This is a genomic window from Serratia sp. 506_PEND, from assembly GCF_001076875.1.
Classification (GTDB): domain Bacteria; phylum Pseudomonadota; class Gammaproteobacteria; order Enterobacterales; family Enterobacteriaceae; genus Serratia; species Serratia marcescens.
In genome coordinates, this window is record NZ_JVEL01000058.1 from 13,198 (window position 1) to 29,727 (window position 16,530).

Genomic DNA, 16,530 nt, shown 5'->3' on the forward strand with positions numbered 1-16,530 from the left:
TATCTGGCGGCAAACAAAAAATCTGCTACGGGATGAGGGCACCAAAAATGCGAAAAATTGCGCAGGTGCTGAACGGGAAAGGATTTCTTTCGCTGAAGCATCCAGTATAATGAACGCACTATGACAAAGAAAAAAGCACACAAACCCGGTTCCGCCACCATTGCCCAAAACAAGCGCGCGCGTTTCGAATACTTCATTGAAGAAGAATTCGAGGCGGGCCTGTCGCTGCAAGGGTGGGAAGTTAAATCGCTGCGTGCCGGCAAAGCCAACCTCAGCGACAGCTACGTGACGTTCCGTGACGGTGAAGCCTATCTGTTTGGCGCCACCATCACCCCGCTCAACGTGGCTTCGTCGCATGTGGTGTGCGATCCGACGCGTACCCGTAAACTGCTGCTGAACCGACGCGAGCTGGACACCCTGCTCGGCCGCGTCAACCGCGACGGTTACACCGTGGTGGCCTTGTCCCTGTATTGGAAAAATGCCTGGAGCAAGATCAAGATCGGCGTAGCCAAAGGCAAGAAAGAGCACGACAAACGCGATGACATCAAAGATCGCGAATGGCAGACGGCGAAAGCCCGTATCATGAAGCACGCCAATCGTTAAGCCGCTGGCTTATCGAGGTAAACTTCTGGTATACTGCACAAAGTTACTTGGGGCTGATTCTGGATTCGACGGGATTTGCGAAGCCCTAGGAGCATGCCGAGGGGCGGTTGGCCTCGTAAAAAGCCGCAAAAAAATAGTCGCAAACGACGAAAACTACGCTTTAGCAGCTTAATACCCTGCTTAGAGCCCTCTCTCCCTAGCCTCCGCTCTTAGGACGGGGATCAAGAGAGGTCAAACCCAAAAGAGATCGCGTGGACGTCCTGCCTGGGGCTGAAGCGTTAAACTCAATCAGGCTAGTCTGTCAGTAGCGTGTCCATCCGCAGCTGGCCGGCGAATGTAAAGATTGGACTAAGCATGTAGTGCCGACGGTGTAGTAATTTCGGACGGGGGTTCAAATCCCCCCAGCTCCACCAAATACGTCGCCAGTGAACCAGATAGACCCGGCGATAATAGCGAAAAAGCCCACAACTTCGGTTGCGGGCTTTTTTGTGTCTGTTCGTCACCAACGTGTCAAAGATCGTTCCAGTCCGGCAACCTGTTCGCCTTTTTTCGCCAATAGTGGAAAAGCGCCATAAAAAAGCCAAACAGCAGGCCGGCGGCGAGGCTTAATATCAGGGCATCTTCACCGGTATATCCCTGATTTTTCCATACCATGAACCACATCAGCACGCCCCACAGTGGGCCAAACCAAATGCCGAAGAACAGCATATTCAGCCAGAAAGGCGCAAACGGCGGCGGTGGCATATTCACGTCCATTCGCCACAGCAAGCGCAATATTGGCGGCGCATAATTACTCCGCCACATCTTCTTTTCCTCCATCAGCGCTATCGCCTTATCCCTTTGTTGTTTAAACGTCATCGTTCGCTTCCTTTCAGTGGAAATTACCCATCCGGTGAGATGATACGCGCTTAAGCCCCATTACCAAATATCCGGCATGCCCGTAGGCATGCCGGACGCTACCTCACCGCCCCTCTTTTTCCCCCAGGAAGAAATACCACAGCGGAATGGAAAGCAACAGGGTGAACACCAGCGTATACAGCAACACCATCAGGCTCTGCATGATCACCATCTGGGCGCTCCAGTCGCCGATCGGCAGCTGAAACTGTTCGACGGTGCCGCCGAGGATCGCACGGCCCATCACGCAACCGACCGCTACCGCCACCGTCGCCACCGCCGCGCGGAACTTGCGCACCTCGGCGCGGCGAGCGGCCGCTTCCGGCGTTTCATCCCGCTGGCCTTGCCGCTGGCCGCGCCAGCGCCATACGTCCACCAGCAGCAACGCCGCGAGGCTCACGCCCATTACCGGCAGGCAATAACCCAGCGCCGCTGCTACCAGCAGCGTGCCGGCGCGCGCAGGCAGGGAAAGCGCCAGCCAGGCGGCAACCAGCGTCTGCACCGGATGCTGCGCACCCGCCGCCGGGCGGCGACTCCACCACATGCGGTAACCCAGCACAATCATCAGGCACAGCCCGAGGCCGAACGCCGCCAGCAGCAGCTGATTCGGCAAGCCGAACAGAATGCCCATGTGGGCGTCGATGCCCCAGCGGGTCAGTTTGGCGATGAGCGGGAAAGTGTCGAACCGCACCTGATCGACGACGGCGAAGCTTTGCGGCGCGATGGCGACCGCGTCCACCTGCGTCGGCCAACTGCGATCTACTTCGGTCACCGTCCAGGCTTTGCCCTCGCCTTTCGGCTGACGCAGCTCGACCTTAGCGGCGTCTATTCCGGCGGCGCGCGCGGCGTGCAGCGCCCGATCCCAGTCGCCATTCAGCGCATTGGTCTGTGCGGCAGGGTTCATCTCCATGCCCGGCATCATAAGGCGGTGCTCGGCGTGCGGATCGGCCGGCGTCTGCGGCGCATCGGCCTGCAGGCTGGCGTTGACCTGCGGCGTCAGCCAGCCCAGGTTGGCCCGCAGCGTGTCGATGTTGCCGCCGGCCCACTGCGACCAGGTCAGCCCGGTGGCCGAGAAGAACAGCAGCCCGGCCAGCAGCGCCACGCCCAGCGTGATATGCCAATGGCGGCTGGCGGCAAAGCCCCCTTTCGGCCTTTTCAGCTTGCGCTTCGGCCGCGTCGCCAGCCACAGCGCCACGCCGCCCAAGGCGGCCACCCACAGCCAGGAGGCCGCCAGCTCGCTGTAATTGCGGCCCAGGTCGCCGAGCAGCAGGCTGCTGTGCAGCTTGTCCAGCCAGGTGCGCAGCGGCAGCACGCCGGAGGTGCCGTACACCGTCATATCCCCCTTGATTGCCAGAGTGTAAGGATCGACAAACAGCGCGCGCGACTCGGAAGCGCCCAGATCGGCGCCGACGAACTGCACACGCGTGGTGTCCGTTGCACCGGGCGCCGGGCGCACGGCGTAAATGCGCGCCTCGTCACCCGCCACACGGCGGGCGGCGGCGATCTGGTCGGCCAGCGATCTCGCGTGCCCGTGCGGATCGGTAGACAGCGCATCGCGATACAGCGCCTCTTCAAGCTGCGGGGTCAGCACATACAGCGTGCCGGTCAGTGCGGCGACCAGAATAAAAGGGGCGACCAGCAGGCCGATATAAAAATGCAGCCGTCTGATCAGGTTCAGCATCGCGCCTCTCGGCGATGCGGCAGGTGGAGTTTTGGTTATCGAAGACATGGCCTTTCTCGTTTTTCAAACTGTGCGCGCAGGCAAACCGTCCGCAGCGATACGAACGGCGTTACCCATGATCAAGCAATAAGGAAAAACGGCTGGCCGGGCGGCCCGCGCGGGCTTGGCCGCAGAGCAAGGCGCCGAATGGGCGGGGGGACGATGCGCGGCGCGCAAGGCAGGCGCGCGATGCGCGTCATCAGCCACAGCAGCGGGACGAATACCCACAACAGCAGCGGCACGTGGATCAGCAGCTCGCAGTAGCCGCAGAAAATCATCTCCGCCGAGTCCATGCCGTGGTGGCCGGCATACTCGGCGGCGGGCATCGCCATCCCGTGCATGTCGTGCGGCATGGCGGCGTCCGTTTGCATCATGCCGCCCATCATCTGATGGTGCATCAGCGATTTCGACACCACCGGAGCCACAAACAGCAACAGCACCGCCATAATGGCGATGCAGGCGGTGAAGCGTTGCGGTAGCTGGCGTGGCACTCTCATCGCGGCGGCGAATTAACCCGGTCGGTGGCGAACAAGCGGCCAGTGTAACCCGCGAGGCGCGATAAGGTGAATGAAAAGTCAGGTTTGTCTTACACGGCGGCGGCGATCACAGCACCCGCGAATAGACCCGCGAGGCCTCGCCCCAGGGGTGATAGCCGAGCCCGTTATAAACGAAACCGCTGCGCTCGTAGTATCCTTCCAGATCGGTGCACAGGTGCAGCTGCGGGAAGCCCAGCCGGCGGGTTTCCGCCGCTACATGCTCAATCAGTTTGGCGCCGTAGCCTCGGCCGCGCTGCGTCTCTTCTACGTAGAGCGCGCACAGCCAGGGATACAACTCCCCACGGCTGATAAAGTCGTTGGTGATGAGCCCCGCGCAGCCGAGGATCTGGTCATTTTCCATCAGCAGGTACCACTGCGGCAGCGGGTTGGCAGCGCCGAGGCTGCGGTTGATGGCGTCTTCATACATCATCAGCGTCTCTGCCGTGGCCCAGTGCCGCTGAAAATACGCAATGGCGCGCGGCGCCAGCTCGGGCGCTTGCCGCACCGAAATTATGTCCATCGTCATTCCCGTTATTCATGTTGTCAGCGTAGAATTATGCAGCAATATGCAGGGTATGGCAGCGGCATTCCGCCGCCGTCATTCACCCCAAGGAGTCATCATGACGCAAAATATCTATGACAATCAGGCTTTCTTCGACGGCTATGCGCAGCTCAGCCGCTCGCAGCACGGTCTGGACGGCGCGCCGGAATGGCCCGCCATCCGCCGCATCCTGCCGGATTTGCAGGGAAAAAGCGTGGTCGATCTCGGCTGCGGCTACGGCTGGTTCTGCCGCAGCGCGCGCGAACAGGGCGCAGCCAGCGTGCTGGGGCTGGACGTTTCGGAAAAAATGCTGGCCAAGGCGCGGGAGATGACCGCCGACGCGGGTATCGAGTACCGTCGGCAGGATTTGGCGCAGCTGCAGCTGCCGCCGGAAAGTTACGACCTGGTCTACAGCTCACTGACGCTGCACTACCTCGAGGATTTGCCCGCGCTGTTCGCCACGGTTTACGCCGCGCTGAAACCCGGCGGGCAGTTCATCTTCACCGCCGAGCACCCGATCTATACCGCCCCGGCGCAGCAGGGCTGGCTGACCGACGGCAACGGGCAGAAATCCTGGCCGGTCAACGGCTACCAGCGAGAAGGCCAGCGCGTTTCCAACTGGCTGGCGGAAGGCGTCATCAAGCAGCACCGCACGCTCGGCGGCTATATCAACCCGCTGGCGCAGCAAGGGTTTATCATCCAGCATTTGAACGAATGGGGCCCCAGCGCGCAGCAAATCGCCGCTAACCCGGCGCTGGACGAAGAGCAGGAGCGCCCGATGATCTTCATTCTCGCCGCCCGCAAACCCGCCTGATCCTGACCTGATTCACCCGCAGTAAACCGTTCACACCACCACAGTTGGGGAGGCCGCCTCCCCCCAATGACGGTTACGCCGGCAGCGCCGCCCCGTGCGCCGCGAAGTGCGTCAGCGCCTCGCCCTCCATACGATAACGCACCCACTCGCCCTGCGGCTGCGCGCCGATGCTGAGGTAGAAATCGATGGCCGGTTGGTTCCAGTCCAGCACGCTCCACTCGAGGCGGCCGCACTGCCGTTCGCACGCCAGCCGGGCGATGTGCCGCAGCAGCGCTTTACCGGCGCCCGCGCCGCGATGCTTCGGCGCCACGTACAGGTCTTCCAGATAGATGCCGTTTTTACCCAGCCAGGTGGAGTAACTCATAAAGAACACCGCATAACCCGCCGGCTCGCCGTTCACCGTACAAATCAGCGCTTCGGAACAGGCGCCCGGCCCAAACAAGCTGCGTTCGATGTCTTCCACGCTGGCCAGCACCTGCTCGCGCGCCTTTTCGTACACCGCCAGCTCGATAATCATATCCAGAATCAGTTTGGCGTCGCTTTTTTGCGCCGGGTAAATCTCAATGGTCATGGTAAATCCAGGGTGTATAGATGACTGTGCTTGCCAGCATATCGCGCCTCAAATACTGTATGAACTGCATTTTCATCAACAGGTAATGAATATTATGCATCTGGATTTGAAGCGCCTCGATCTCAACCTGCTGCTAGTGTTCGAAGCGGTCTATCGGCTGCGATCGGTGACGCGCGCCGCAGCAGAGCTGGCCCTCAGTGCGTCGGCGCTGAGCCACGCGTTGATTCGGCTGCGCAAGGCGCTGGCGGACGAGCTGTTCTACCGGGTCGGCAACGACATGCACCCGACGGTGTATGCCGACAGCCTGGCTCCGACCGTCAGCGAAAGTCTGGCGCTGCTGGCCAAAGGGCTGCATCCGCGCCCGCGCTTCGTCCCCACCGAAAGCCGGGAGAGCTTCACCTTCGCCATTACCGATTACACCGCTTTCGCGGTGTTTCCCGCACTGATGGCGCAGATGCAGCGCCTGGCGCCGGGGTTATCGTTTCAGTTGCGCTATTCCGAGCGCAAGGTGGCGCTGAACGATCTGCTGGCGGGGCGCATCGACTTCGCGCTGGGCTTTACCGAAACCGATGGCGAAAGCTACCCGGAGATCGACGAGGTGAGCTGGCTGGAGGATGAGTATGTGGCGATCTGTTCGCCCGCGTTCAGCGCGAAATACGGCGAGCTGACGCTGGAAAACTACCTGCAGGCGCGTCATCTGGTGGTGACGCCGTGGAACGAACAGCGTGGCGTCATTGACTACCAGCTCGACAAACTGGGGCTGCAGCGCGATATCGCCATCCGCACGCCTTCGCTGCTGGGAGCGCCGTTCATCGTCGCCGACAGCGAACTGGTGATGAGCATGCCGCGTTACGCCGCGCAAAAATTGCGGCAGGCGGCGGCGCTGGATATCCATCCCCTGCCGTTTCCGGTGCCGCCGTATCAGATCAAAATCTACCTGCACCGCAAGAACGGCCGGCCTGAGGCCTGCCGCTGGTTGCAGCAACAGCTGCAGGCGCTGGCGGCGTTATAACGCGGGTTCGCCGATTGGCAGATATCCCTGCCACAGCGGCCGGGCCGGTTTCCCGTGCGGGTTGGCCCGCAGATGCACGTGGTAGCCTTGCAGCGCCTGCAGCAGCAGACAGTCGTCCACCTCGGCCAGGTCATCCTTGTGCTGCTGCGCGCTGTCAGTCAGCAGTACCCGTTTGGCTTTGTCTTTCGCCTCGTCGGCGGAGCGCGCCACGAACAGGCCGAACTGGTGCAGTTCCGCCAGCTCATCGCTGCGGTAGCCGCCCACGTTGACGAAAAACAGCTTCTCTTCACCGGCGAACGGCGCAGACTCCAGGCTCACGTCGTAACCGTCCGCCCAGTCGATGCGCGCATAGCCGTCGACATGCACCTTGCGCTTATCGCCGAACCACTTTTCGCGCAGCAGCGGATACGCCTCTTCCGGCCGATCCGCCGCCGCAAACTGCACGTCGTGCAACTCAATATTGGCGCCCGGCGCCGTACCGCCCACATAAAACATCAATAATCCCGGCATGTTAGTCTGCTCTCCTTGGTGATAATCGCTATATAATCTAATGCATAACGAAACACCTGCCAACGGCGGCACCATTCTGTGTTATCAATAGATGAGGTTTAATCTGTTGTGGAGGAACGCATGGCATTCAATATCGGTGATTTTGTACAACGCACCACCGGCGGCCCGAAGATGACCGTGGTGGCGATCGACGGCGAAACCCTGGTTTGCAGCTGGAATGAACTGGGTAAAGAGCAGCGTACGGAGGTGCAGGCCAACGAGGTGGCGCTGTACCACGAGGACGGCGATTTCGGCGTCTGCTGAATGATCGGGGCGCGCCGCGCCCCGTTATCGCCTCAGGCGCGAATGTCCTGATAGGCTGGGGTGGTATCGAACTCATGCTTGGCGAACGGGCATAGCGGAATGATTTTACGCTGCTCCGCGCGCATTTTCTCCACCACCAGCGCCACCAGCTTTTTGCCGACGCCCTGCCCCTTCAATGACTCATCCACCCAGGTGTGATCGATAATGGTCAGCTTGTCGCCGCTCGGCACGAAAGAGATCTCGGCGATCAGCTTGCCGTGCTCGTCATTGATATAAAAACGCTTCTCGTCCGCCAGTATTTTATGTTCCATATTATTTCTCCCTATATTTCAGTGCGCCGCTGGGGCAAGTGTCGATAACGCGTTTCACTTCGGCCGCGTCGGCATTGTCCGGCATAATCCACGGCCGGCGGTTCAGGGTAAAAATAGCCGCGTTGCCACGCACGCAGTTGGCGGAATGGCGGCATATCGCGCTGTTAAAATAAACGTCAATCTTGTCGCCGGAATAACGGCGGTAACCGGCGGCGGTCAATTCCTCATCCATCTTGGCCTCACATTGCCTGTTTTATTGTTTTTGCTCCAGGCTCAAGTATAGGCAATGCCGTCGGCTTCACCACGCGTCTCACCCAACGAAAAAAGTGGCGCAACCGCCCGTCGCCGCTAGAAAAAAACGTAAATTGTTCTAATCTTTAATCAGCAAGACAACATAATTCCGACAGTGGCTAAGGAGTTCGAAATGGGTGATAGCTCAAAAGACGGCGTAATTCTGCTGTCCCGTATTCTACTGATGGTTCTGTTTATCATTTTCGGCTGGATGAAACTGGTCAACTTCGGTGCGACCGTCACGGCGATGGAAGGCTATGGCACGCCGATGCCTTATTTGGCGGCGATCGTTGCCGTGGTGGTGGAGTTTATTTTCGGCATCGCGCTTATTCTCGGCCTGTTTACTCGCCCTATCGCGGTCATTTTCGCCCTGTATGTGTTGGGCACCGCGTTTATCGGCCATCCGTTCTGGAAAATGACCGGCATGGAAATGATGGGCAACGAAATTAACTTCTTTAAAAACATCAGCATCATTGGTGGTTTGCTGTTGCTGGCGGTAACCGGCGCCGGCCGTTATTCGCTGGACTATAAAATATTTAATAAATAATTCATCGATGGCCGGCGATATTCGCCGGCCATTTTATTTCGCCTATCCTTTCACCGGCTGCGCTTGGCGTGGCGCTCAAAGTTTTCTGCCTTGGCCTGCGCCGATTTACGCAACGTGACATAACAAGCGCCCTCGCCGCCGTCGCGCGGTAAGGCGCGGCAAAACGCCTGCACCTGCTCAAACTGCGCCAGCCATTTGGCGACGTAACTGCGCACGATATTCGGATGGCTTTCGTTCTGCCGCCCGCGGCCGTGCACGATCAGCAGCGAACGCAGATTTTGCGCCTCCGCCTGCATAATGAAACGGAACAGCGCCTGCCGGCTGGTTTCAACCGGCTGACGCAGCAGGTTCAGCGACGCCTGCGGCGGGTAACGCCCGTTGCGCAGTTTGTCCAGCACGCCCTGCTGAATGCCTTCCCCTTTGAACTCCAGCGGCTGTTCGCAGGGGATCACCTCGAGAAAATCGGTGCTGAGGAAGTTTTCCTGCATCAGCCGCTGCGCTTCGCGCCGCGCGCTTTTGTCCACCGCCGCCTGCGGCTTGAGGTACAGCGTCTGCCGTCCGCTCTCCAGCGGCACCACATCCGCCATCGCCTGTTCAAAAAAGTCTTTTTCCTGCTCGCTCATGTTCCACCTCTCTTGAACGGCAGCCTTTACGGCTGGGAATGGGGTCGATTGTAAGACGCCTTGCCACGGTTGCAAGCCGGGAATTGTCAGCGGCATGTGCCTCATTTGTCGTCAACGGGTGAGCTTGCGAACAGTTTTCGCTATACTGCTAAGCCATCATTGAGTGCCGCAAAGGATCGAGCCCATGACAATGCGCGAGCTGGAAATCCAGTTTCAAAATGCGATGAATGAGTTGCAGAGCAGCTTCGAACGGCAACACCGCGAATGGCAGCAGAGCTACCAGGCGCTGCAGCAACTGCTGGAAGAAGCCAAACAGCGCGAAGCCGCGCTGCGGGCGCAGAATGAACAACTGGCGCGCAAACTGAGCACCGCCAGTTCGGTGCCGGAACAGCATGCGCTGGTCAAGCAGATCAAAATGCTCGGCGCCCATCTGGACGCGCTGGCCAAAGACGCGGCCACCTTCAATCACCACCTGCGCCAACAGAGCGCGGTCGGTAATTTCAGCGGCGAACAGCATTGATAGCGGGCGCTGTCGCACAGCGCCTCCCGCCCCTCTTCTGGCGTATTGAGAGTGTAATAAAGCCTAAATGACCTGGATCATCCTCGCCGCCCTGATCGTCGTATTCATTATCGGTTACCGCGTCCTGACGTCCGACACCCGCAAAGCCATCGATTCGCTGGCCCATCTGCTGAGGGTCAAGCCGATGCTGATCGAATCGATGATCCAGGAAATGGGCGGCCGCCAAAGCCAGACCTTTATCCGCATGCTGAACAACGGCTACACCGAAGAGATGCACCAGGCGGCTTATCTGCTGTTCATCTACCTGACGTTCATCAAACAGGCGGACGACGAACAGATTGCCCTGTGGCGCGACGTGCTGCTGCGCGCCGGGCTGTCGCCGGAGCTGCACGCCGAGCACACCGAAGCGGCGCTGTTTTACTTCGCCGAGCTGGATATCGATGCGTTTGAACTGGCGCAGTTCCGCCGCGCCTACAACGAGCGTTTCAACCGCGAAGCGTTGGCGCACGGCTGATCGCGTCCCCCGGGCGGGGGACCGATTACAGGAACATGCTGTAGAGGTAGCGCGACAGCGCTTCGCGCGAGCTGAAGCCGTGTGCGATGCCGTAGCGCTGGTTCGGGGCGTCGCTGCTTAAATCCAGGGGAAACTCCAGATACTGCTCGCTGGTGCGCACCGGGGAGGTCGGCGTGGCGAAATGCACGCTTCTCTCTTTCAGCGCCGGGTGGATCACCAACGCGGTTCTGCCCATCCGCGCTTCGCGATTCACATACACATAATGCGTACCCTTGCGGTAGCCATAGGCCTGATCGGTGACATAATCACGCTCAAAGCCGGTATTCTCCAACACTTTAGCCACTTCATCCGGCCGTAAATACATCGATTCCTCCTCTCATTCTGGACCGCTGAGCGACCTTACCGTAATCATTCACCGAAACAATGATTTTCTGGGGAGGAATCCGGGTTTCGGACTATTCCTGAATCAGGCCCGGCGGCGCTGCAGCAGGCGCAGGGTGAGCAGCACCCCGAACGCCACCAGCAGCGCCGCCGCCAGATAAATCGACGGCACGCCCGCTTGCCCAATAAGCAGCCCGGCCAGCGGGCCGGTGATGCCCAACGCCAGGTCGAGGAACGCCGAATAGGTGCCGAGCGCCGTGCCCTGATTCTGCGGCGGCACCTGTTTCACCGCCTCAACGCCCAGCGCCGGGAACACCAGCGAAAAACCGGCGCCGGCCAGCAACGCGCCGGTTTGCACCATCCAGGGCTCGCCGGCCAGCCAGATCAACAGCAGCCCGACGATCTCGACCAGAAACGACGCCAGCGTCACCTTCAACCCGCCGTGGCGGTTAATGACGTTGCTGAAGATCAGGCGGATGCCGACGAAGGCGCAGCTGAACAGCGTCAGCGAAAACGCCGCGCCGCTCCAGCCTTTGTCGGCGTAGTAAAGGGTAATGAACGTGGCGATCACGCCGAAGCCGACGGTGCCCATCGCCAGCCCGAGACCATAGGCCCAGATGCGGCCGAGCACCGCGCGGAAGGCGATGCGCTGCCCAGCCGCGATCGAGACGTCCGGCTTGCCGCTCGCCAACAGCAGCGCCACCGCGACCGCCAGCACAATCAGCGCCGCCACCCCGGCCAATCCCCACTGCTGGTTCAGATACACGCCAAGCGGCGCGCCGGCCGCCATCGCGCCGTAGGTGGCGACGCCGTTCCAGGAGATCACCCGCGCAGTGTGCATCGCCCCAACCCGGCCGATGCCCCACAGCGTGGAACCAGTGCTGGCGAAGCTTTCGCCGACGCCGAGAAACACCCGCCCCACGCACAGCAACAGCAGGCTGAGCCACGGGTAACCGTCAACGCCGAACGCCAGCGCGTAAAACAGGCCGCTGGCGCCGCAGCACGCCAGGCCAAACAGCACCACCTTCTTCGGCCCCAGCTGATCGGCGTAACGCCCGGCGTGCGGGCGGCTGAACAGCGTGGCGAAGTATTGCGCGCTGATGATAAGGCCCGCCAACACCGAGTTGTAGCCCAGGTGGTCATGCACAAATCCCGGCAACACCGCCAGCGGCAGGCCGATGGTCAGGTAGCAGACGAAGGTGAACATCACCACGGACAAAATACGTCGGTTTAGTTGGAGGTTATTTTCTGCGGTCATCGAAGGTGGCTCGCATCGGACGGGGTAGACGAAGCGTTCCAGCATACCCCGATGAGATTTGATGATAAATGAGAGAGTTATAACGAATTATTATTTCGCTAACGATTTTGCCGCCACCCGCGCGCGCAGAAAATCGATAAACGCCCGCACTTTCTCCGGCACGTGACGGGTATTCGGGTAGAGCGCATAGATGCTCTGCTCGGGGAAACGGTGATCCGGCAGCAACCGCTGCAACCTGCCGGCATCGATGTCGGGCTGCGCCAGCCACGCCGGCAGCAGCGCCACCCCGGCGCTATGCAGGGCGAACGCCAGCAATGCCGCGGCGCTGTCGCCGGTAAGCGTGGCGGCGTCCGCGACCTTGAACAGCACCGCTTCGCGCTGCGGCGTGACCACCTGCCAACTGAGTGGCGAACTGAGCCGGCTGTGGGCGATCCACTGCGCCTGCGCCAGATCCGTCAGCGAATGAATCGGCCGCTCGGCCAGATAATCCGGCGACGCCACCGGAAAAATGGCGAAGCTGTCGATCAGCGCCGCGCGGTGGCTGGAATCCGCCAGCTGGCCCAAACGGATCGCCACGTCGAAGCGCTCCGAAATCAGATCGGCATGATAGGAAGAAGAGACATGCTGGATACGCAGCCGCGGATGCTGGCGCGAAAACGCCGCCAGCGCCGGCGCCACCACCTGGGCGCCGTACTCCGGCGTGCTGGTGATACGCAGCACACCGCTCAGCCCGTGATGATCGCGACGCACGTCGTCCAGCACGTTTTCCGCCTCCTGCAGCAGCTGCAGGCTGCGCTGGTAGAAGCGTTCGCCGGCATCGGTCAGCGACAGCCGCCGGGTGCTGCGCGCCAGCAGTGACACCCCCAGCTCATTCTCCAGTTGCTTGACGTTAAAGCTCACCACCGCCTTGGTTTGCCCCAGCGCCGCCGCCGCCGCGGTAAAGCTGCCCGCTTCCACCACCGCCGCGAAGATCGCCAGACGCTGCAAATTCAGCATTTCGTCGCCCTTATTGTCAAAATCATTTTGACAGTGTAATCGCCCGCCGCCGATTTATCCGCACTTTTCCCCCCGATACACTGCTCGCCTTCAACCGGAGGCGCCATGTCTTATCGCAGCAAAGTAGCAATCGTCTATCTGCTCGGCTTTTTCGTCGATCTGATCAATATGTTTATCGCCAATGTCGCCTACCCCGCCATCGGCCAGGCGATGCGAGCATCGGTCAGCCAACTGGCGTGGGTCAGCAACGGCTATATTCTCGGCCTGACGCTGGTGATCCCGCTCAGCGCCTGGCTGGCGCAGCGCATCGGCGGACGGCGGGTGTTTCTGCTGTCGCTGGCGCTGTTCATGCTGGCCACCCTCGGCGCAGGCAACGCCGACAGCATCGGCGCGCTGATCGGCTGGCGCACCCTGCAGGGCATGGGCGGCGGCTTGCTGATCCCCATCGGCCAGACGCTGACCTATCAGCTGTACCGCAGCCATGAACGCGCCGGGCTGTCGGCGGCCATCATGTTGGTGGGGCTGCTGGCGCCGGCGCTGTCACCGGCGCTGGGCGGCTGGCTCGTCGATCGGTTGGACTGGCGCTGGGTGTTTTTCGCCAACCTGCCGCTGGCGGCCCTGGCCCTGGCGCTGGCGGCGCTGTGGCTGCGAGCGGAAGCGCCGACGGCGGCGCGCAAACCGCTCGACGCGACAGGATTACTGAGCGCCTGCGCAGCGCTGACGCTGCTGCTGCTCGGCCTGACCCGGCTGAGCGAAGCCGGCCATCAGGTTTCCGGTGCGGCGCTGCTGGCTGCCGGCCTGCTGGTGCTGGCCTCTTATCTGCGCCATAGCCTGCGTACCCCGCAGCCGCTGCTGAACCTGCGGCTGGTCGCCGATCCGCTGCTGCGCAACGCCATGGCGGTTTATTTGTGTATTCCCGGCCTGTTCATCGGCGTCAGCCTGGTGGCGATGCTGTATCTGCAAAACCAGCTGGGCATGCCCGCCGCACAGGTCGGCGGCCTGATGCTGCCCTGGGCGCTGGCGTCGTTCCTGGCCATCACGCTGACCGGCAAAACCTTTAACCGCCTCGGCCCGCGGCCGCTGCTGATCGTCGGCTGCCTGTTGCAAGGCGCCGGCATGCTGACGCTGGCGCAGATCGATCAGGCCGGGCAACACGCGTTGCAGATCGCCGCCTTCGCCCTGATGGGGTTCGGCGGCAGCTTGTGCAGCAGCACCGCGCAGAGCAGCGCGTTTCTGCAGATCCCCGACGGCCAATTGGCGGACGCCAGCGCACTGTGGAATATCAACCGCCAGCTCAGTTTTTGCCTCGGCGTGGCGCTGCTCAGCCTGCTGCTGAATCTGCTGCTGGCCGTGTTGCCGCCCGCGGCGGCTTACCGCACCTGCTTCATTCTGGCGGGCGCCAGCGTACTCATCCCGCTGCTGCTGTGCCTGCGCCTCGCCAACCGCGCCATCGTGCGCCAACTCAACGCTCAACAGGATGCTTTATGAACCCGTATTTTACCGAAGTGATCGACGCCCACATCGCCATTGAACGCTGGCTGGGCCAAGGGACCGGAGAAGAGCAGGCGCTGCTGGCGCGCTTTACGCCGGATTTCAGCATGATCGCGCTGAACGGCGCTCCGCTGGATTTCACCGCGCTGTGCGCTTTTTTCCACGCGCATCGCGCCGCCAAACCGGGTTTGGAAATCGAGATAGAAGAGATGAAGCTGGTGGCCGAATGGCCGACGGGCGCGGTAGTCAGCTACCGGGAAAAACAGAGTCTGCCGGGACAAAGCGCTACGCTGCGCTACTCCACGGTGGTATTTGAACGTCAGCCCAACGCGCTCGGCTGGCGGCATTTGCACGAAACCGCCGCGGCGCAATGATCACAGGAAGCTGCCGGCCAAAAACAGTTCCCAACCGACGATCACCCCGCACAGGGTTACCGCGCTGAAAATGACTTCAAACAGATAGCGATTGATCATCGTGCGTCGCCTCAAAAGAAGACACCCGGAAGAACCGGGTGTCTGGAGTACGGGCTGGAGCGTGCGGAACCTTCCGGTTCCGCAAACATCACTTGATTAAGCTTTTTTACCGGATTTTTTGTGGTGTTTTTTAGCGGCCTGAGCTTTCTGCACTGGCGCTTTTTTGTGGTGTTTTTTAGCAGCCTGGGCTTTCTGAGCTGGCGCTTTTTTGTGGTGCTTTTTAGCGGCCTGAGCTTTCTGGGCTGGCGCTTTTTTGTGGTGCTTGGCTTTCTTGTGGTGCGTTGCTTTAGCTGGCGCTTTTTCAGCAGCAGCCGCTGGCGCAGCGGTAGTGGTGGTCGCAGCTGGCGCGGTGGTGGTAGCCGGAGCAGTAGCTGCGGTATCAGCAGCGAAAGCAACAGAAGACAGACCCATAGTGGCAGCAACGATCAGCGCTAATACTTTTTTCATCTTTAAATCCTCAGAGTGTTGTTTCGGTAAGCTCCGGTGGAGCCGTTGAAACAGATACTAGTGGAATCAAACCGCCGCTTCCGTGAGTGATTGGTTTCGCCGAGTAACCAAATGTACAAAGCCCAGGCGCCGGCAAACACCTGCGTGACGGCGGTTTTTTTCCGTGATCGGCCACGCAAATCTCGGCATGGTCTACACTTGAAAGACATGTGTCGAAATGGAGAGCTGAATGTTTAAGAAAGCGGAAAGAACAGAACGCGATATCGATCAGGACGTCACTCTGTTGGCCGATACGCTGGATGAAGTGTTGCGCGAGTCCGGTGACAAGACCAAAGAGGAACTGAAAGAGCTGCACAGCAAGGCGAAAGGCGTGCTGCGCGACGCCCGGGCGCGGTTCAATGGCTCCACCAGTCTGACACAGCATGCGCGCGACGCGGTCGATCAAGCCGACAGCTATGTGCGTGACAAACCTTGGCAGGGCGTAGGGATCGGTGCCGCCGTCGGCATCGTGCTCGGCGTGCTGCTGGCCCGGCGTTAACACCCCTGCAGTCATAAAGATAAAACAGATGTGCGTCTGGCCCGCGGAAATCGCGGGCCGTTTAATTTTAGCGAAACAGCTGCGCCAGCCCCTGTACCGCCCGCTCCGCCTCCTCTCGCCGGCTGAAATTGGCGCCCCCCGACAGTAACCCCTGCCCCGCCGGATGGTCGATGCGCTAATCAGAGAGCGCCTGCGTCAACCACTCGCACCGCTGGCGATACAGCGGCCGCATGCGTTTCAGGTGGCGATAGAAATGCCCTTGCCGGATAAAATCCGCCACGCTTGCCTGCAACAACGGCGGCAATGGCCGCCCGTGATAGCGAAACTCGCTGTCGTAGTCATCCTCGAGGATCCAGGCTCCGCGCTGGAATGGGCCGAGTCGGTGACGCTGATCGCCGCCACCGGCGCGCCAGACAGCGCTTTCGAGGCGCTGAAAGCGTACTTCAGCGATACCGACATCGCCGCTCTGACTTTCGAACGCCTTCAATCGTCTGGTCGTCAGCATGCGTCAGAATGCGCTCGACTCCCCCTCTTCACTGAGAGAGGAGAATTTCTCACCCGAAAAAATTTTTCCCTCGCCTTTTCCAGCCCCGACGCGGTCTACGTAACCAATCCCACAAAACACCATATATAGCG

23 protein-coding genes, 1 other RNA gene and 1 pseudogene are annotated in these 16,530 nt (G+C 60.6%); 11 read left to right on the forward strand and 14 right to left on the reverse strand.

Going from position 1 to position 16,530, the window contains the following annotated elements; all coding sequences use genetic code 11:
* Positions 1-120: 120 nt before the first annotated feature.
* Complete coding sequence (smpB, locus tag ADK28_RS01915) at positions 121-603, forward strand: SsrA-binding protein SmpB (RefSeq protein ID WP_016929804.1); 483 nt, start codon at positions 121-123, stop codon at positions 601-603.
* A 49-nt stretch (positions 604-652) separates the two neighbouring features.
* Positions 653-1,016: a transfer-messenger RNA gene (gene ssrA / locus ADK28_RS29395) on the forward strand.
* Positions 1,017-1,113: 97 nt separating this feature from the next.
* Here ssrA and ADK28_RS01920 read toward each other — a convergent pair.
* The 4 genes from ADK28_RS01920 to ADK28_RS01935 all read right to left on the reverse strand — a co-directional run bounded on the left by ADK28_RS01920 (position 1,114) and on the right by ADK28_RS01935 (position 4,273).
* On the reverse strand, positions 1,114-1,461 hold the full coding sequence (locus ADK28_RS01920) for a DUF6404 family protein (protein WP_048794734.1): 348 nt from the start codon (positions 1,459-1,461) through the stop codon (positions 1,114-1,116).
* Positions 1,462-1,564: 103 nt separating this feature from the next.
* The gene (locus ADK28_RS01925) at positions 1,565-3,178 is read right to left on the reverse strand and encodes a DUF2534 family protein (RefSeq protein WP_082172233.1); all 1,614 of its coding nucleotides are present in this window, start codon (positions 3,176-3,178) and stop codon (positions 1,565-1,567) included.
* 119 nt (positions 3,179-3,297) lie between these two features.
* On the reverse strand, positions 3,298-3,708 hold the full coding sequence (locus ADK28_RS01930) for a DUF2946 domain-containing protein (RefSeq protein WP_033639566.1): 411 nt from the start codon (positions 3,706-3,708) through the stop codon (positions 3,298-3,300).
* 112 nt (positions 3,709-3,820) lie between these two features.
* On the reverse strand, positions 3,821-4,273 hold the full coding sequence (locus ADK28_RS01935; protein WP_082172235.1) for a GNAT family N-acetyltransferase: 453 nt from the start codon (positions 4,271-4,273) through the stop codon (positions 3,821-3,823).
* 100 nt (positions 4,274-4,373) lie between these two features.
* Between ADK28_RS01935 and ADK28_RS01940 the strand changes: the two genes are divergently transcribed.
* Positions 4,374-5,108: a class I SAM-dependent methyltransferase gene (locus ADK28_RS01940; RefSeq protein WP_048794737.1), complete on the forward strand. Its 735-nt coding sequence runs from the start codon at positions 4,374-4,376 to the stop codon at positions 5,106-5,108.
* A gap of 73 nt (positions 5,109-5,181) precedes the next feature.
* On the opposite strand, the gene ADK28_RS01945 is transcribed toward ADK28_RS01940, so the two are convergent.
* Positions 5,182-5,679: a GNAT family N-acetyltransferase gene (locus ADK28_RS01945; protein WP_048794738.1), complete on the reverse strand. Its 498-nt coding sequence runs from the start codon at positions 5,677-5,679 to the stop codon at positions 5,182-5,184.
* Between the two features lie 85 nt (positions 5,680-5,764).
* Here ADK28_RS01945 and ADK28_RS01950 point away from each other — a divergent pair, with 85 nt between their 5' ends.
* The gene (locus ADK28_RS01950; RefSeq protein WP_033639560.1) at positions 5,765-6,691 is read left to right on the forward strand and encodes a LysR substrate-binding domain-containing protein; all 927 of its coding nucleotides are present in this window, start codon (positions 5,765-5,767) and stop codon (positions 6,689-6,691) included.
* On the opposite strand, the gene ADK28_RS01955 is transcribed toward ADK28_RS01950, so the two are convergent.
* Positions 6,686-7,201 carry a DUF1543 domain-containing protein gene (locus tag ADK28_RS01955; protein WP_048794739.1) on the reverse strand — a complete coding sequence of 172 codons (516 nt, stop codon included), beginning with the start codon at positions 7,199-7,201 and terminating at the stop codon, positions 6,686-6,688. The two genes, ADK28_RS01950 and ADK28_RS01955, sit on opposite strands and share 6 nt — an antisense overlap.
* A gap of 120 nt (positions 7,202-7,321) precedes the next feature.
* Here ADK28_RS01955 and ADK28_RS01960 point away from each other — a divergent pair, with 120 nt between their 5' ends.
* Positions 7,322-7,504 carry a YodC family protein gene (locus ADK28_RS01960; RefSeq protein ID WP_016929823.1) on the forward strand — a complete coding sequence of 61 codons (183 nt, stop codon included), beginning with the start codon at positions 7,322-7,324 and terminating at the stop codon, positions 7,502-7,504.
* A 32-nt stretch (positions 7,505-7,536) separates the two neighbouring features.
* Here the strand turns inward: ADK28_RS01960 and ADK28_RS01965 are convergent, their stop codons facing one another.
* Both ADK28_RS01965 and ADK28_RS01970 read right to left on the reverse strand, forming a co-directional pair.
* Positions 7,537-7,815, reverse strand: coding sequence for a GNAT family N-acetyltransferase (locus ADK28_RS01965; RefSeq protein ID WP_016929824.1), 279 nt, complete (start codon positions 7,813-7,815; stop codon positions 7,537-7,539).
* Between the two features lies 1 nt (position 7,816).
* Entirely contained in the window at positions 7,817-8,047 is a 231-nt protein-coding gene (locus ADK28_RS01970; RefSeq protein WP_016929825.1) for a (4Fe-4S)-binding protein, read from the reverse strand.
* A gap of 192 nt (positions 8,048-8,239) precedes the next feature.
* Between ADK28_RS01970 and ADK28_RS01975 the strand changes: the two genes are divergently transcribed.
* Complete coding sequence (locus tag ADK28_RS01975) at positions 8,240-8,653, forward strand: DoxX family protein (protein WP_016929826.1); 414 nt, start codon at positions 8,240-8,242, stop codon at positions 8,651-8,653.
* A 50-nt stretch (positions 8,654-8,703) separates the two neighbouring features.
* On the opposite strand, the gene smrA is transcribed toward ADK28_RS01975, so the two are convergent.
* Positions 8,704-9,276: a DNA endonuclease SmrA gene (gene smrA, locus ADK28_RS01980; protein ID WP_048794740.1), complete on the reverse strand. Its 573-nt coding sequence runs from the start codon at positions 9,274-9,276 to the stop codon at positions 8,704-8,706.
* 184 nt (positions 9,277-9,460) lie between these two features.
* Between smrA and ADK28_RS01985 the strand changes: the two genes are divergently transcribed.
* Together ADK28_RS01985 and ADK28_RS01990 are read left to right on the forward strand one after the other, a co-directional pair.
* Entirely contained in the window at positions 9,461-9,796 is a 336-nt protein-coding gene (locus tag ADK28_RS01985) for an MbeD/MobD family mobilization/exclusion protein (RefSeq protein WP_004928976.1), read from the forward strand.
* A 67-nt stretch (positions 9,797-9,863) separates the two neighbouring features.
* Entirely contained in the window at positions 9,864-10,310 is a 447-nt protein-coding gene (locus ADK28_RS01990; RefSeq protein ID WP_033639556.1) for a DUF1198 family protein, read from the forward strand.
* Positions 10,311-10,335: 25 nt separating this feature from the next.
* On the opposite strand, the gene ADK28_RS01995 is transcribed toward ADK28_RS01990, so the two are convergent.
* From ADK28_RS01995 to ADK28_RS02005, 3 genes are all read right to left on the reverse strand, one after another.
* Positions 10,336-10,674, reverse strand: a complete 339-nt coding sequence (locus ADK28_RS01995; protein WP_016929830.1) for a DUF2002 family protein — start codon at positions 10,672-10,674, stop codon at positions 10,336-10,338.
* Positions 10,675-10,776: 102 nt separating this feature from the next.
* Positions 10,777-11,949 (reverse strand): MFS transporter, encoded by a 1,173-nt coding sequence (locus tag ADK28_RS02000; RefSeq protein ID WP_075202023.1) that lies wholly within the window; start codon positions 11,947-11,949, stop codon positions 10,777-10,779.
* Between the two features lie 90 nt (positions 11,950-12,039).
* On the reverse strand, positions 12,040-12,945 hold the full coding sequence (locus tag ADK28_RS02005; protein WP_048794742.1) for a LysR family transcriptional regulator: 906 nt from the start codon (positions 12,943-12,945) through the stop codon (positions 12,040-12,042).
* A 105-nt stretch (positions 12,946-13,050) separates the two neighbouring features.
* Between ADK28_RS02005 and ADK28_RS02010 the strand changes: the two genes are divergently transcribed.
* Together ADK28_RS02010 and ADK28_RS02015 are read left to right on the forward strand one after the other, a co-directional pair.
* Positions 13,051-14,433 (forward strand): MFS transporter, encoded by a 1,383-nt coding sequence (locus tag ADK28_RS02010; protein WP_048794743.1) that lies wholly within the window; start codon positions 13,051-13,053, stop codon positions 14,431-14,433.
* On the forward strand, positions 14,430-14,810 hold the full coding sequence (locus ADK28_RS02015; protein ID WP_048794744.1) for a DUF4440 domain-containing protein: 381 nt from the start codon (positions 14,430-14,432) through the stop codon (positions 14,808-14,810). Before ADK28_RS02010 ends, ADK28_RS02015 begins: the two co-directional genes overlap by 4 nt.
* A gap of 195 nt (positions 14,811-15,005) precedes the next feature.
* Here the strand turns inward: ADK28_RS02015 and asr are convergent, their stop codons facing one another.
* Positions 15,006-15,356 carry an acid resistance repetitive basic protein Asr gene (asr, locus tag ADK28_RS02020; protein WP_048794745.1) on the reverse strand — a complete coding sequence of 117 codons (351 nt, stop codon included), beginning with the start codon at positions 15,354-15,356 and terminating at the stop codon, positions 15,006-15,008.
* A 229-nt stretch (positions 15,357-15,585) separates the two neighbouring features.
* Between asr and ADK28_RS02025 the strand changes: the two genes are divergently transcribed.
* Positions 15,586-15,894, forward strand: coding sequence for a DUF883 family protein (locus tag ADK28_RS02025; protein WP_004928950.1), 309 nt, complete (start codon positions 15,586-15,588; stop codon positions 15,892-15,894).
* Between the two features lie 67 nt (positions 15,895-15,961).
* Here the strand turns inward: ADK28_RS02025 and ADK28_RS33400 are convergent.
* A pseudogene (locus ADK28_RS33400) lies at positions 15,962-16,261 on the reverse strand (PLP-dependent aminotransferase family protein); the annotation flags it as partial.
* Positions 16,262-16,530: the final 269 nt, after the last annotated feature.